The organism is Streptomyces cellostaticus, from assembly GCF_023630175.1.
Taxonomy (GTDB): domain Bacteria; phylum Actinomycetota; class Actinomycetes; order Streptomycetales; family Streptomycetaceae; genus Streptomyces; species Streptomyces cellostaticus_A.
Genome location: NZ_JALLIN010000006.1, coordinates 109,719 through 124,594 on the forward strand (window position 1 = coordinate 109,719; position 14,876 = coordinate 124,594).

Sequence of the window (14,876 nt, forward strand, 5' to 3'; positions counted from 1 at the left end):
CCGGCGGGCGAAGGCCTGCCGGACGGCGAAAGCAGGGACGGCTCATGGCGACTTTGTGCAGACCCTCGGTGTCCGTACCAGAGCATGTGATCACGATGGAGGAGACCCTGGAGCTGGCGCGGCTGCACCACGCGGACCACCCCCAGCTCCCGCTGGCCCTCCGGCTGATCGAGAACACGGGCGTCCGCACCCGGCACATCGTGCAGCCCATCGAGGAAACCCTGAAGCATCCGGGCTTCGAGGACCGCAACAAGCTCTACGAGGCGGAGGCCAAGGCTCGCGTCCCCGCGGTGATCCAGCGGGCGCTCGACGACGCCGAGCTCCTGACCACCGACATCGATGTCATCATCTACGTGTCGTGCACGGGCTTCATGATGCCGTCGCTCACCGCGTGGCTGATCAACGAGATGGACTTCTCGAGCACCACCCGGCAGCTCCCGATAGCCCAGCTGGGCTGTGCGGCCGGCGGTGCGGCCATCAACCGGGCCCACGACTTCTGTTCGGCCTACCCCGAGGGCAACGCCCTCATCGTGGCCTGCGAGTTCTGCTCGCTGTGCTACCAGCCCACCGATCTCGGCGTCGGCTCGCTGCTGTCCAACGGCCTGTTCGGCGACGGCATCGCCGCCGCCGTGGTGCGCGGGCGCGGCGGTACGGGCGTCCAGCTCGAGCGCAACGGCTCGTACCTGATCCCGAAGACCGAGGACTGGATCGCGTACGACGTCCGGGCGACCGGCTTCCACTTCCTGCTGGACAAGCGGGTGCCGACCACCATGGAGCCGCTCGCCCCGGCGCTCCAGGACCTCGCGGGCAACCACGGCTGGGACGCCTCCGACCTGGACTTCTACATCATCCACGCCGGCGGGCCCCGAATACTCGACGACCTCAGCAAGTTCCTGCAGGTCGAACCCCAGGCGTTCCGGTTCAGCCGGTCGACGCTCACCGAGTACGGCAACATCGCCAGCGCCGTCGTCCTGGACGCGCTGCGCCGGCTCTTCGACGAGGGCGGTGCCGAGCACCGGGCACGCGGGCTGCTGGCCGGGTTCGGTCCCGGCATCACCGCCGAGATGACCGTGGGCCGCTGGGTCCAGGACGGCGAGAAGACACGATGACCGAAGAGACCCTCACCGAGACCCCGCCCCCGGTCCGGCACTGGCCGGCGGTCGACCTGAACGGCACGGACTTCGACCCGGTGCTGGCCGACCTGATGAGCGAGGGCCCGGTCACCCGCATCCAGCTCCCCAACGGCGAGGGCTGGGCCTGGCTGGTCACCCGGTACGACGACGTGCGCATGGTGACCAACGACCCGCGGTTCGGCCGCGAGGCGGTCATGGACAAGCAGGTCACCCGGCTCGCCCCGCACTTCATCCCGGACCGGGGAGCGGTCGGCTTCCTCGACCCGCCCGACCACACCCGGCTGCGCCGCTCGGTGGCGGCCGCGTTCACCGCCAGGGGCGTGGAGCGGATCCGCGACAGGGCGCGCGCGATGCTGGACGAGCTGGTGGACGAGCTGCTCCAGGACGGGCCGCCCGCCGACCTCACCAGTGCGGTGCTCAGCCCCTTCCCCATCGCGGTGATCTGCGAGCTGATGGGCGTACCGGCCGCCGACCGGCACAGCATGCACACGTGGACCCAGCTCATCCTGTCCTCCGCGCACGGCAAGGAGCTCAGCGAGAAGGCCAAGCGCGAGATGAGCGCCTACTTCTCCGATCTCGTCGCCCTGCGCGAGAACAGCGCGGGCGAGGACGTGGCCTCGCTGCTCGGCGCCGCCGTGGGCCGCCGGGAGGTCACCCTGGAGGAGGCCGTGGGCCTCGCGGTCCTGCTCCAGATCGGCGGCGAGGCGGTCACCAACAACAGCGGGCAGATGTTCTACCTGCTGCTGACCCGTCCCGAACTGGCCGCGCGGCTGCGTTCCGATCCGGCGATCAGACCTCGGGCCATCGACGAGCTGCTGCGGTTCATCCCGCACCGCAACGCCGTCGGGCTGTCCCGGATCGCCCTGGAGGACGTGGAGATCCACGGTGTCCGTGTCCGGGCCGGGGACCCGATCTACGTCTCCTACCTGGCCGCCAACCGCGACCCGGAGGTCTTCCCCGACCCGGAGTCCATCGACGTCACCCGCAGCCCCAATCCGCACGTGGCGTTCGGCTTCGGCCCGCACTACTGCCCCGGCGGCATGCTGGCGAGGCTGGAGTCGGAGCTGCTGGTGGACACCCTGCTGGACCGCGTGCCCGGGCTCAGGCTGGCCGTGGCGCCGGCGCAGGTGCCCTTCCGGAAGGGCGCGTTGATCCGCGGGCCCGCGTCCCTGCCGGTGACGTGGTGAGCCGCCGATGACCACGACGGAGGGACTGGCGGTACCCGAAGGGCCCGCGGCCCGGGGAGCCGCCCCGGGCCAGGCGGATCCGCCGGCGCGGGAGGCCGCACCGGCGGAAGGGCTGCTGGTGCCGCCGGGTCACGGGCGGATCGTCGAGACCCCGGCCCAGCGGGTGACGTTCAAGGTCACCGGGGCCCACTCGCGGACCGCCTCCACCTTCGAGGTGGAGGTTCCGCCGGGGTTCGACGTCGGCGCCCATGTGCACACGCGCAGCGAGGAGTTGTTCTACGTCCTCGAGGGCGAACTGGACGTGCTCGCCTTCGAGCCGCGTATCCGCACCCCCGACAGCTGGCAGCGCTGGGAGTCGAGTTCGGGCAGCCGGGTGGTCCGGGCGACGCCGGGCACGGTCATCGTCGTGCCGCCGGGCTGCCCCCACGCGTTCGCCAATCCGACGGACACGCCGGCGAGGATGTTCTTCCAGGCGTCCCCTCCGCCGGACCACGAGCGCTACTTCGAGGAGCTGCTGGAGATCCTGGGCAACGGCGGGCCGCCGGACCGCGAGGCGATCGAGCGGCTGCGCCGTCGCTACGACATCGAGCAGCTCACACCTCTGCGGCACAGGTGACCGCGCAGGACCGCCGAGGGGCGCGGGGCCGTTCCGGCACCCGCGCCCCTTCGCGCTACCGGATCGGCGTTCCGGCCAGGGTACGGGCGATGACCAGGCGCTGGATCTCGCTCGTGCCCTCGAAGATGGTGTAGATCGCGCTGTCGCGGTGCATCCGCTCCACGGGGTACTCGCGGGTGTAGCCGTTGCCGCCCAGGATCTGGATGGCCTGCGCGGTCACCTTCTTCGCCGTCTCGCTGGCGAAGAGCTTGGACATGGAGCCCTCGGCGGCCGTGAACGGCTTGCCGTTGACCGCCATCCAGGACGCCCGCCACACCAGCAGGCGCGCGGCGTCGATCTGCGTCCGCATGTCGGCGAGCTGGAAGGCCACGCCCTGGTTGTCGATGATGGGCCGGCCGAACTGCTCGCGGGACTTCGCGTAGTCGAGGGCGACCTCGTACGCGGCCCGGGCGGTGCCGACCGCCATGGCTCCCACGGCGGGCCGCGAGGCCTCGAACGTGGCCATGGCCGCGTTCTTCACCCGCTCGCCGCCCGCCCTGGCGCGCTCCCGGGCGCGGGCGAGCCGCTCGTCCAGCTTCTCCTTGCCGCCGAGCAGGCAGGAGCCGGGGACCCGGACGCCGTCCAGGACGACCTCGGCGGTGTGCGAGGCGCGGATGCCGTGCTTCTTGAACTTCTGGCCCTGGGCGAGCCCCGGCGTGCCGGCCGGGACGATGAAGGACGCGTGGCCCTTGGAGCCCAGCTCCGGGTCGACGACGGCGACGACGACGTGGACGTTGGCGATGCCGCCGTTGGTCGCCCAGGTCTTCGTGCCGTTGATCACCCACTCGTCCTTCGCCTCGTCGTAGACCGCGCGCGTGCGCATGGAGGCCACGTCGGAGCCGGCGTCCGGCTCGGAGGAGCAGAAGGCGGCGACCTTCACGTCGTTCTGGTCGCCGTACATCTGCGGGATCCAGGTGCCGATCTGCTCCTCGGTTCCGTTGGCGAGCACGCCCACGGCGGCCAGACCGGTGCCCACGATGGACAGGGCGATGCCGGCGTCGCCCCAGAACAGCTCCTCCATGGCCATCGGGATGCCGAGGCCGGTGGGGTCGAAGTACTGCTGCGCGTAGAAGTCGAGGGAGTAGATGCCGACCTTCGCGGCCTCCTGGATGACCGGCCAGGGAGTCTCCTCACGCTCGTCCCATTCGGCGGCCGCGGGGCGGATGACGTCGGCGGCGAAGCCGTGCAGCCACTCCCGGACCTCCTGCTGTTCGTCGTTGAGCTCCATGGTGAACTCGGCCATGTCCCCTCCAGCGGCGGTACGTGCGGTCCTACCAGCGATGTTACTAGCGGTAACGCGAGTGTGTTACTGACCAGTAGGAAAAGTCAACTCCTGATGACTCCTCGGCATCCCGTTCGATGTCGGCGGCGCGGACAGTGTTAGTTTGCGCAGGCGTCACCGAATCAGCACGGGTGGGGAGACCACATGGACACCACACAGCGGACCGATCAGCAGCGGACCGCCGACCGCCGACGGCGCGAGCTGCTGGAGGCCGCCGACCGGGTGGTGCTGCGCGACGGCCCCCAGGCGTCGATGAACGCGATCGCCGCGGAGGCCGGCATCACGAAACCGATCCTGTACCGCCACTTCGGCGACAAGGGCGGCCTCTACGCCGCGCTGGCCAAGCGGCACACGGACGCGCTGCTCGACTCCCTCCGCGCCGCGCTGGACGCGCCCGCCGAGCGGCGCGAGCGGGTGGAGTCCACCCTGGACACCTATCTCGCGGCGATCGAGGCCCGGCCCCAGGTGTACCGCTTCCTCATGCACCCGGCCGAGGGCAGCTCGGGCAGCGACCAGGGTTTCGACGTCGGCAAGCACAGCGCTCCGCTGCTGCGCCGGATGGGCGAGGAACTGGCCCAGGTCATCGAGGACCGGCTGGACCTCGGGCCGGGCAGTCAGCAGCTCGCCCGGGTCTGGGGGCACGGGATCGTCGGCATGATGCACGCGGCCGGCGACTGGTGGCTCGGCGAACGGCCCTGCTCCCGGGCCGAGTTGGTCCGCTCACTCGCCGACCTGCTGTGGGGCCGGCTCGCGGCGGCCGGGGACCGGGTCGGCGGCCCCGGCTTCTGACCACGGGGCCGGGGCCCGCGTCCGGCGAACCCCACGCCCCCCCTTCGGGCCGACGACGGGATCCGCCGGACCGGCCCTACGCCCCGGTGCCGCCGCCCGCCCGGCGCCACCCGGCCCGGCCGATCCGCCGCCGCAGCCGGCGGCGGCGCAGACCCGTCAGGCGGTCGGCGTACACCACGCCCTCCAGATGGTCGCACTCGTGCTGCAGGCACCTGGCGAAGAATCCGGTGCCGTGGACGGTGACCGGCTCCCCGGCCGCCGTGAAGCCCTCGACCACCGCGTGGTCGTACCGCTGCGTCCCCGCCTCCAGGCCCGGCAGGGACAGACAGCCCTCCGGGCCACGGACCACCACGCCGTCCGCCTCCACCAGGCGCGGGTTGACGACGTGGCCGAGGTGCCGGACGTCCTCGTCGTCGGGACAGTCGTAGACGAACACCCGCAAAGGCACCCCGATCTGGTTCGCGGCCAGCCCCACCCCCTGGGCCGCGTACATGGTCGCGAACAAGTCCTCCACGAGTTCGGCGACTTCGGGGCCGAAGTCGGTGACGTCCGCGCAGGGCCCGTGCAGAACGGGGTCCCCGAGCAGGGAAAGAGGCCGGACGCGCCCGCGGGCGCCCGGGATCGGGCGGTGTCGCATGGCGGCAAGGGTACGGTTCGTTCGACCCATGCCCGCCGCGGGGCGTGGGCCGCGATTCGGGTGTGCGAACGGATCTCGATAGGCTGAGGTCCACACCACGCTGCCGGATGGCCCCAGGCGCGGCGCGTACGCAAGGAGGATCGAGAACTGATGGCAGGCAACTCGGACCCGCTCTCGCCGCGGGCCAAGCTGGCCGTGACCGCGGGCAAGGCGGTCGCCGCGGCATCGCGCGCCGCGGGACGCGGCAGCGGGTCGGTGATCGGTGGCCGGGTCGCGCTGAAACTCGACCCCGACCTTCTCGGAAGGCTCGCCCAGAACCTGGACGTCATCCTGGTCTCCGCCACCAACGGCAAGACCACGACGACCCGGCTGATCGCCGAGGCGCTGGGCGCCGCCGGTCCGGTCGTGTCGAACGCGCTCGGCGCCAACATGCCCGCCGGCATCACCTCGGCGCTGGCCGGCGGCTCGGAAGCGAAGTTCGGCGTCATCGAGGTCGACGAGAAGTACCTGGCGGGGGTGGCCCGGGACACCGGCCCGAAGTGCATCGCCCTGCTGAACCTCTCCCGGGACCAGCTCGACCGCGCCGCCGAGACCCGGATGCTCGCCGAGAACTGGCGCGAGGGACTGGCCGGTTCCAAGGCCGTCGTCGTCGCCAACTGCGACGACCCGCTGGTGGTGTGGGCCGCGTCCTCCTCCCCCAATGTGATCTGGGTCGCGGCCGGCCAGATGTGGAAGGACGACGCCTGGTCCTGCCCGTCCTGCGGTGGCGTGATGCAGCGCCCGGGCGAGGACTGGTTCTGCGGTGAGTGCGGCTTCCGCCGGCCCACGCCGAGCTGGGCGCTGTCCGGGGAGCACGTCCTCGACCCGCACGGGTCCGCCTGGCCGATCCACCTGCAGCTTCCGGGCCGGGCCAACAAGGCGAACGCGGCCAGCTCCGCGGCCGTCGCCGCCGTCTTCGGGGTGCCGCCGCAGGTCGCCCTGGAGCGGATGTACCAGGTGCAGGCCGTGGCCGGCCGGTACGACGTCGTCCAGTTCATGGACCGCGACCTGCGGCTGCTGCTGGCCAAGAACCCGGCCGGCTGGCTGGAGACGTTCTCCCTGATCGACCCGCCGCCCACCCCGGTGATCCTCTCCGTGAACGCGCGCGGGGCCGACGGCACCGACACCTCCTGGCTGTGGGACGTCGACTACACGCGGCTGACCGGTCACCCGATCTTCGTGATCGGCGACCGCAAGCTGGACCTCGCCGTCCGTCTGGAGGTCGCGAACCAGCAGTTCCAGGTGTGCGACGACCTCGACCAGGCCGTCCAGGCGGCTCCGCCGGGACGCATCGAGGTCATCGCGAACTACACCGCGTTCCAGGACCTGCGCCGCCGCGTCGGCAACTGATCTTCGAAGGGCGATCACCTCATGAGCGACAACCAACTGCGGCTGGTGTGGATCTACCCCGACCTGCTGAGCACCTACGGCGACCAGGGCAACGCGCTCGTCGTGGAGCGCCGGGCGCGGCAGCGCGGCCTGGACGTGGCCCGGCTGGACGTGCGCAGCGACCAGCCGATCCCGACATCCGGTGACATCTACCTCATCGGCGGCGGCGAGGACCGGCCGCAGCGGCTCGCGGCCGAGCGGCTGCGGCGCGACGGCCACCTGCACCGGGCCGTGGAGAACGGCGCGATCGTGTTCTCGGTCTGCGCCGGCTACCAGATCCTCGGCCACGAGTTCATCAACGACCTCGGCCAGCGGGAGCCGGGCCTCGGCCTGCTCGACGTGACGTCGGTGCGCGGCGAGGGCGAGCGGTGCGTCGGTGACGTCCTCGCGGACATCGATCCGCAGCTCGGCCTGCCCCCGCTGACCGGCTTCGAGAACCACCAGGGCGTCACCCATGTCGGCGCCGGCGCCCGCCCCTTCGCCCGCACCCGGATCGGCAGGGGAAACGGCACCGGGGACGGCACCGAGGGCGCGTACAACGGGACCGTCTTCGGCACGTACATGCACGGCCCGGTCCTCGCCCGCAACCCGCAGATCGCCGACCTGCTGCTGAAGCTGGCGCTCGACGTCAACGCGCTGCCGCCGGTCGACGACCGCTGGTACGAGGCGCTGCGCAACGAACGCATGGCGGCCGCCCAGCAGCCCGCGTAAGGCTCGCGTCAGGCACCTCTCAGCGCTTTCCGGCAGGCTCGTACCGGGCCCGCCTGACGGCCCGTCCGCTCACATGTGCGGGCGCGTCCAGCAGGCGGACGCCCGCTACGGAGCCACCCCCTCACGCCGGTAGGGTGACCGGGAATCCGCCGGACGACGTGGTCCGGTTTCCCGGCCCACGTTGAGAAGGTATTTCGGGCTATGCGCATTGGTGTCCTGACGTCCGGCGGCGACTGCCCCGGCCTGAACGCCGTCATCCGGTCCGTCGTGCACCGTGCCGTGGCCGACCACGGCGACGAGGTCATCGGTTTCCGGGACGGCTGGAAGGGCCTCCTGGAATGCGACTACATGAAGCTCGACCTCGATGCCGTGGGCGGCATCCTGGCGCGCGGCGGCACCATCCTCGGCTCCTCCAGGGTGCGGCCCGAGCACCTGCGCGACGGTGTCGAGCGGGCCAAGGGCCACGTCGCGGAGCTCGGCCTGGACGCGATCATCCCGATCGGCGGTGAGGGCACCCTGAAGGCGGCCCGGCTGCTGTCCGACAACGGGCTGCCCATCGTGGGCGTACCGAAGACCATCGACAACGACATCGCCGTCACGGACGTCACCTTCGGCTTCGACACGGCCGTCGGGGTCGCCACCGAGGCGCTGGACCGGCTGAAGACCACCGCCGAGTCCCACCAGCGGGTACTGATCGTGGAGGTCATGGGCCGCCACACGGGCTGGATCGCGCTCCACTCGGGCATGGCGGCCGGCGCCCACGCCATCGTCGTCCCGGAGCGCCCCTTCGACATCGACGAGCTGACGACGAAGGTGGGCGCGCGGTTCGAGGCGGGCAAGCGGTTCGCCATCGTGGTCGCCGCCGAGGGGGCCAAGCCGCGGCCCGGCGCCATGGAGTTCGACGAGGGCGGCAAGGACATCTACGGCCACGAGCGCTTCGCGGGCATCGCGCGCCAGCTCTCGGTCGAGCTGGAGCACCGGCTCGGCAAGGAGGCGCGGCCGGTCATCCTCGGGCACGTGCAGCGGGGCGGCACGCCGACGGCCTACGACCGGGTGCTGGCCACGCGCTTCGGATGGCACGCGGTGGAGGCGGTGCACCGGGGCGAGTTCGGGCGGATGACCGCGCTGCGCGGCACCGACATCGTGATGGTGTCGCTGGCGGAGGCCGTCGAGACCCTGAAGACGGTGCCCGCCGAGCGGTACGACGAGGCGGAGTGCGTGCTGTAGTCCGCTTCCGGACCACCCGCCCCCGGTCACGGCGCTGACCGGGGGCGGTTCTACTCTTGTGGGCGGACAGACGCATACAACCCCCACGAATCAGGAGCCCGCGGATGGATCACAGCGGCCACGGCATGACGATGGACCTGCCGCCGTTCACGCTGGCGCGGGGCCTGCACTGGTCGGCCGAGCCGTTCTTCCTCGTCGCCTGCCTGGCCGGGCTGGCCCTGTACGGATGGGGTGTCGTGCGCCTGCGGCGGCGCGGGGACTCCTGGCCGGCGCACCGGACGGTGCTCTACGTCACCGGGGTGCTGACCGTGCTGCTGACGATGTGCACCGGACTGAACGACTACGGAATGGTCATGTTCAGCGTGCACATGGTGCAGCACATGATCATCAGCATGCTCTCCCCGATCCTGATCCTGCTGGGCGCTCCGGTCACCCTGGCCCTGCGCAGCCTGCCGGTGGCCCCCCGGGGCCGCAAGGGTCCCCGGGAACTGCTGCTGATGCTGCTCCACAGCCGGTACGTGCGGGTCGTCACGCACCCCATGTTCACCATCCCCCTCTTCATCGCGAGTCTGTACGCCCTCTACTTCACGCCGCTGTTCGACTTCCTGATGGGGTCGATGGCCGGGCACATCGCGATGATGGTGCACTTCCTCGCGGTGGGCATGGTGTTCTTCTGGCCCATCATCGGCGTGGATCCGGGACCGCACCGCCAGGGGTACCTGCTCCGGATGCTGGAGCTGTTCGCGGGCATGCCGTTCCACGCCTTCTTCGGCATCGCGCTGATGATGGGGTCCACACCGATGGTGGCGACCTTCCGGGACCCGCCCGCCTCGCTCGGCATCGACGCGCTCGCCGACCAGAACGCGGCCGGCGGCATCGCCTGGGCGTTCTCCGAGGTCCCGTCCGTGCTGGTGCTGATCGCGCTGCTGTTCCAGTGGTACGGCTCCGAGCAGCGGCAGGCCAGGCGCACGGACCGGGCCGCGGACCGCAACGGCGACAAGGAGCTGGAGGCGTACAACGCCTACCTGGCCTCGCTCCACGCGCGCGAGGGCTGAGGACGCGGTATGCCTTCCGGACGGGAACCGGGGCACCATGGTGGTGGACGGACCACGAGGAGGGTGCCACGATGCCCGGTTCCACGAACGGTTCCACCAAGGCGATGGGGGCGATGACGGTCGGCGGGCTCGTCGTCGTGACGGCCTACACCGTCGCGCTCGGCAGCAACGGCTGGCTGTGGTTCGGCTGGGTGGTCCTCGGGCTGCTGACACTCGCGATGGTCGTCACCCAGTCGTAGGCCCGCTCGCGGGCGGCTGATTACAGTGCCCGCATGAACAGCAGGGCCGCGTCGTTCGACGACCTCGACCGGAAGATCATCACCGCGCTGATGGCGAACGCCAGGACCAGCTTCGCCGAGATCGGCGCGGTGATCGGGCTGTCGTCCACGGCCGTCAAGCGCCGCGTGGACCGGCTGCGCGAGAGCGGGGTGATCACCGGGTTCACGGCGACCGTGCGGCCCTTTGCGCTGGGCTGGCGCACCGAGGCGTACGTCGAGGTGTACTGCGAGGGCGCGGCCCCGCCGCGGCGCCTGACGGAGGTCGTCCGCAACCATCCGGAGATCGCGGCGGCCATGACGGTGACCGGCGCGGCGGACGCGCTGCTGCACGTACGGGCACGGGACGTGGAGCACTTCGAGGAGGTGCTGGAGCGGATCCGCGCCGAGCCCTTCATCCGGAAGACGATCAGCGTGATGGTGCTCTCCCACCTGCTCCCGGAGAGCCCGGAGGCGGGCGCGACGCAGCCCGCACCGGAGTGAGCGCGCGGCAAACCCTTCTCCGCGCAGCGATGATGCGTTCCTGCCGACCTGAACGCAGTGATGCTGCATATGCGCGCAGTCTTTGTTTCTTGTCGTCCGTCTCCGCTGTTTCCTACCGTGGTGTCATCCTTCAGTGACACACAGGAAAGCGGAGGGAACCCTCTGTGCCCGAGAGCCGTGTGCCGCGCCATCGGCGCTTCCTCGTCTGCGAACCCAGACACTTCGCCGTGCAGTACGCGATCAATCCGTGGATGCATCCCGACAGGCCGGTCGACGTGGACCTGGCCCGGGAGCAGTGGCAGGCCCTGATCGGCGCCTACCGCACCCGCGGCCACACCGTGGACGCGGTCGATCCGGTCCCGGGCCTGCCCGACATGGTCTTCTCCGCCAACGCCGCGCTCGTGGTCGGCGGACGGGTCTTCGGGTCCCTGTTCCACGCGCCGGAGCGGCGCCCGGAGTCGGTCCACTACGACACCTGGTTCAAGGCGGCCGGGTTCGACGTCCACCGCCCCGAGTCCGTCACCGAGGGTGAGGGCGACCTGGTGTGGACGGGCCGGTACGTGCTGGCCGGCACCGGCTTCCGCACCACCCGCGAGGCCCATCGGGAGGCGCAGGAGTTCCTCGGCCACCCGGTGATCGGCCTGACGCTGGTCGATCCCTACTTCTACCACCTGGACACGGCGCTGTTCGTGCTGGACGACGACAACATCGCCTACTACCCGGAGGCGTTCTCCCCGGGCAGCCGGGAGGTGCTGCGGCGCCTGTACCCGGACGCCGTTCTCGCCACCCGTGACGACGCGATGGCGTTCGGCCTGAACTCCGTGTCCGACGGCCGGCACGTCTTCATCGCCCCCCGGGCCGAGGCGCTGGCCGAGCGCCTGGCCGACCACGGCTACGTCCCCGTCCCCGTCGACCTGTCGGAGTTCCACAAGGCCGGCGGTGGCATCAAGTGCTGCACCCAGGAGATCCGCTGATGACCGCACCCGCCCGCACCCGTACGTCCGAGGACCTGATCCGGGCGGAGGAGCCGGTCCTCGCGCACAACTACCACCCCCTGCCCGTGGTCGTGGCCCGGGCCGAGGGCACCTGGGTCGAGGACGTCGAGGGGCGCCGCTACCTCGACATGCTGGCCGGCTACTCGGCCCTCAACTTCGGCCACCGCCACCCGGAGCTGATCGAGGCCGCGCACCAGCAGCTCGACCGGCTGACCCTGACCTCCCGCGCCTTCCACAACGACCGGCTGGCCGGGTTCGCGGAGCGGCTCGCCGCGCTGACCGGGCTCGACATGGTGCTGCCCATGAACACGGGTGCCGAGGCGGTGGAGAGCGGCATCAAGGTGGCCCGCAAGTGGGCGTACGACGTGAAGGGCGTCCCCGCCGACCGGGCGACCGTCGTGGTGGCGGCGGAGAACTTCCACGGCCGCACGACCACGATCGTGAGTTTCTCCACGGACGAATCGGCCCGGGCGGGCTTCGGCCCCTTCACGCCCGGATTCAGGATCGTGCCGTACAACGACCTGGCCGCGCTGGAGGCGGCGGTCGACGAGACGACGGCCGCCGTGCTGATCGAGCCGATCCAGGGCGAGGCCGGGGTCGTCATCCCGGACGAGGGCTATCTGACCGGTGTCCGTGAGCTGACCCGCCGCAAGGGCTGCCTGTTCATCGCGGACGAGATCCAGTCGGGCCTCGGCCGGACCGGCCGCACCCTCGCCGTCGAGCACGAGGGCGTCGTCCCCGACGTGCTGCTGCTGGGCAAGGCGCTGGGCGGTGGCATCGTGCCGGTGTCGGCGGTGGTGGCGAGGCGCGAGGTGCTGGGCGTGCTGCACCCGGGCGAGCACGGCTCCACCTTCGGCGGCAACCCGCTGGCCGCGGCGGTCGGCAGTGCGGTCGTCGGACTGCTGGAGACGGGTGAGTACCAGCGGCGGGCGGCCGAGCTGGGCCTGGTCCTGCGCGGCGGCCTGACCGACCTGGTCGGCCGGGGCGTGACCGGGTTCCGTGCGCGCGGGCTGTGGGCGGGCGTGGACGTCGACCCGGCGATCGGCACCGGCCGTGAGATCAGCGAGCGGCTCATGCGGGAGGGCGTCCTGGTCAAGGACACCCACGGCTCCACGATCCGGCTGGCTCCCCCGCTGACCATCACCCCCGAGGAGCTGCGCTCGGCACTGGGCTCCCTGGAGAAGGTGCTGGGCTGAGGTGACAGGGGTCCGGTACCCGGTACGTGTACCGGGTACCGGACCCCCTGCACGTCAGCTCCCGTCCAGGATCCGCTCCGTCTCCCGGAGCTGGGCATCGCGGACATCGTACGGGGCCGGGTGGCGCGAGCGGCGACGGAACTCGCGCGACCCCGGCCCCGATCAGCCGGCTGTCACCGAAGTCATGCCCCAGCACGCCTAGGGCCGCGCGGAGGCGTAGTCGGCTCCGTCCACCCGGGGGTACCGCGGGGCGTCGGTCCACGCCTGCGCGGACGGAACGGGGACGTGGGCGGCCCGCAGGGGGGCGTTCCGGTGCGGGTCCCGGTGGATCACGGTGAATCGCCGGGTTGCCCCGAAGGCGGCGGAGCCGACACCGACATCCCAGTGACCGCGCTGCCAGGTGAGGGACACCGGGGTCAGGGTCGGCACGTCGAGACGCCAGAACGCTCTCGCCGGCGCGGCCAGGGCGTGCACGAGCGCGGCCCGCACGAGGGCCGGTTCGGTGACGGCCAGCACATGGCCCGGCTCGTCGGCGATCGCGTCGAGCCAGTCCGCGGTGCGCCGGCAGAACCGGCGTACCGACTCACCGCCGTGCGGTGCGGCGTCCGGATCCGTCAGCCAGGTGGTGAAGGCGTGGGGGTCCGTCCCGGCGATCTCGTCCACCGTGCGGCCGCGCCACGCGCCGGGGTCGAGGTCGCGCAGCGCGGGCTCGCAGGCAGCCGACAGACCCAGTGCCTCGGCGGTCCGCCGGCAGCGCAGGGACGGTGCGCGCACGGCCCGGGTGTGGGAAGGGAGGTCGGCTCGGGCGGCGCGCGCCTCACCCAGTTCGCGTGCGGTCGGTGGAGCGTCACCGAAACGGGTGCCGGGGGTCGGTTCCCCGCCGCTCGTGCTCAGGAACGTGAGGCGGATCGTCATGCGGCTGACCTCCTTCGTGCACCGGCACGGCTCCCGGTCGGGGGAGACGCGGCGCGGGCCTGCTCCGGCCCCGTGCGTACCAGGGTCCGTGGCCGCCACCGGCCGCGACCATCCGGCGGATGTCCAAAACGGCCCCGCCGACCGGCTGGGACCGCTCCGCCGCCCGGCCGGGTCCGCCGCCGCGCGGCCACGGCGCGCCGCTCGGCGCGGTACGGACCAGACTGGAATCCGGCAGTGAGTGGAGCACAGGTGATCCGGGTACTGGTGGTCGACGACGAGGCCCTCATCCGCACGGGCTTCCAGCACATCCTCGACGCGGCGGACAACATAGAGGTCGTGGCGGCGGTGCCCGGCGGCCAGGCGCTGCCCGCCGTGCGGGAGACGGTGCCGGACGTCGTGCTGCTGGACATCCGCATGCCGGACGTGGACGGACTGACCCTCCTGGCGGAGATCCGCCGGCTGCCGCACCCCCCGGTCGTGGCCATGCTCACCACGTTCGACATGGACGAGTACGTGGAGACGGCCCTGCGCTCGGGCGCGGCGGGCTTCCTGCTCAAGGACACCGACCCCGAGGAGCTGCCCTTCCTGGTGCGGGCCCTGGCCGGCGGCGGCACCGTCCTGTCGTCCAAGGTGACCCGGACGGTCGTGGACGGCTTCCTGGGGGCCGGTTCCCAGGAGGCCGCCGCCCGCACCCTCGAACGGCTCACCGAGCGTGAGCGCCATGTGCTGCTCCTGGTCGCCGAGGGGCTGTCCAACGGTGACATCGCCGCCCGGATGCACCTGAGCACCGGGACGGTCAAGGACCATGTGAGCGCCATCCTGACCAAACTGGAGGTGGGCGGCCGTGTCCAGGCCGCCCTGCTCGCCCAGCGGGCCGGGCTTCTGGAGAAGGGGGAGGCATGACACGG

At 71.7% G+C, this 14,876-nt stretch carries 16 protein-coding genes; 13 read left to right on the forward strand and 3 right to left on the reverse strand.

Going from position 1 to position 14,876, the window contains the following annotated elements; translation table 11 throughout:
* The first annotated feature begins 44 nt into the window (after positions 1–44).
* The 3 genes from MXD57_RS05640 to MXD57_RS05650 all read left to right on the forward strand — a co-directional run bounded on the left by MXD57_RS05640 (position 45) and on the right by MXD57_RS05650 (position 2,936).
* On the forward strand, positions 45–1,109 hold the full coding sequence (locus MXD57_RS05640; RefSeq protein ID WP_250400169.1) for a type III polyketide synthase: 1,065 nt from the start codon (positions 45–47) through the stop codon (positions 1,107–1,109).
* Positions 1,106–2,320 (forward strand): cytochrome P450, encoded by a 1,215-nt coding sequence (locus MXD57_RS05645; protein WP_250400170.1) that lies wholly within the window; start codon positions 1,106–1,108, stop codon positions 2,318–2,320. The genes MXD57_RS05640 and MXD57_RS05645 overlap by 4 nt, the downstream gene beginning before the upstream one ends.
* Positions 2,321–2,438: 118 nt before the next feature.
* A complete protein-coding gene (locus MXD57_RS05650) occupies positions 2,439–2,936 on the forward strand; it encodes a cupin domain-containing protein (RefSeq protein WP_250400250.1) in 498 nt (165 codons plus the stop codon).
* 55 nt (positions 2,937–2,991) lie between these two features.
* Here the strand turns inward: MXD57_RS05650 and MXD57_RS05655 are convergent, their stop codons facing one another.
* Positions 2,992–4,218, reverse strand: a complete 1,227-nt coding sequence (locus tag MXD57_RS05655) for an acyl-CoA dehydrogenase family protein (RefSeq protein WP_250400171.1) — start codon at positions 4,216–4,218, stop codon at positions 2,992–2,994.
* Positions 4,219–4,401: 183 nt separating this feature from the next.
* Between MXD57_RS05655 and MXD57_RS05660 the strand changes: the two genes are divergently transcribed.
* A complete protein-coding gene (locus MXD57_RS05660; protein ID WP_250400172.1) occupies positions 4,402–5,046 on the forward strand; it encodes a TetR family transcriptional regulator in 645 nt (214 codons plus the stop codon).
* 76 nt (positions 5,047–5,122) lie between these two features.
* On the opposite strand, the gene def is transcribed toward MXD57_RS05660, so the two are convergent.
* Positions 5,123–5,683: a peptide deformylase gene (gene def, locus MXD57_RS05665; RefSeq protein ID WP_250400173.1), complete on the reverse strand. Its 561-nt coding sequence runs from the start codon at positions 5,681–5,683 to the stop codon at positions 5,123–5,125.
* A 150-nt stretch (positions 5,684–5,833) separates the two neighbouring features.
* Here def and MXD57_RS05670 point away from each other — a divergent pair, with 150 nt between their 5' ends.
* The 8 genes from MXD57_RS05670 (at position 5,834) to rocD (ending at position 13,053) form a co-directional block, all read left to right on the forward strand.
* On the forward strand, positions 5,834–7,072 hold the full coding sequence (locus tag MXD57_RS05670) for a Mur ligase family protein (RefSeq protein ID WP_250400174.1): 1,239 nt from the start codon (positions 5,834–5,836) through the stop codon (positions 7,070–7,072).
* 21 nt (positions 7,073–7,093) lie between these two features.
* Complete coding sequence (locus tag MXD57_RS05675) at positions 7,094–7,822, forward strand: type 1 glutamine amidotransferase (RefSeq protein ID WP_250400175.1); 729 nt, start codon at positions 7,094–7,096, stop codon at positions 7,820–7,822.
* Between the two features lie 201 nt (positions 7,823–8,023).
* Entirely contained in the window at positions 8,024–9,049 is a 1,026-nt protein-coding gene (locus MXD57_RS05680; protein WP_250400176.1) for a 6-phosphofructokinase, read from the forward strand.
* Between the two features lie 104 nt (positions 9,050–9,153).
* Positions 9,154–10,104, forward strand: a complete 951-nt coding sequence (locus tag MXD57_RS05685; protein ID WP_250400177.1) for a cytochrome c oxidase assembly protein — start codon at positions 9,154–9,156, stop codon at positions 10,102–10,104.
* A 71-nt stretch (positions 10,105–10,175) separates the two neighbouring features.
* Positions 10,176–10,343, forward strand: coding sequence for a hypothetical protein (locus tag MXD57_RS05690; protein ID WP_101372805.1), 168 nt, complete (start codon positions 10,176–10,178; stop codon positions 10,341–10,343).
* A 33-nt stretch (positions 10,344–10,376) separates the two neighbouring features.
* Positions 10,377–10,862 (forward strand): Lrp/AsnC family transcriptional regulator, encoded by a 486-nt coding sequence (locus tag MXD57_RS05695; protein ID WP_250400178.1) that lies wholly within the window; start codon positions 10,377–10,379, stop codon positions 10,860–10,862.
* A gap of 164 nt (positions 10,863–11,026) precedes the next feature.
* Positions 11,027–11,836 (forward strand): dimethylargininase, encoded by an 810-nt coding sequence (gene ddaH, locus MXD57_RS05700; protein WP_250400179.1) that lies wholly within the window; start codon positions 11,027–11,029, stop codon positions 11,834–11,836.
* A complete protein-coding gene (rocD, locus tag MXD57_RS05705) occupies positions 11,836–13,053 on the forward strand; it encodes an ornithine--oxo-acid transaminase (protein WP_250400180.1) in 1,218 nt (405 codons plus the stop codon). The genes ddaH and rocD overlap by 1 nt, the downstream gene beginning before the upstream one ends.
* Positions 13,054–13,251: 198 nt before the next feature.
* Here rocD and MXD57_RS05710 read toward each other — a convergent pair whose 3' ends face one another.
* The gene (locus tag MXD57_RS05710; RefSeq protein ID WP_250400181.1) at positions 13,252–13,968 is read right to left on the reverse strand and encodes a histidine phosphatase family protein; all 717 of its coding nucleotides are present in this window, start codon (positions 13,966–13,968) and stop codon (positions 13,252–13,254) included.
* 249 nt (positions 13,969–14,217) lie between these two features.
* Here MXD57_RS05710 and MXD57_RS05715 point away from each other — a divergent pair, with 249 nt between their 5' ends.
* Entirely contained in the window at positions 14,218–14,871 is a 654-nt protein-coding gene (locus MXD57_RS05715; RefSeq protein ID WP_250400251.1) for a response regulator, read from the forward strand.
* Positions 14,872–14,876: the final 5 nt, after the last annotated feature.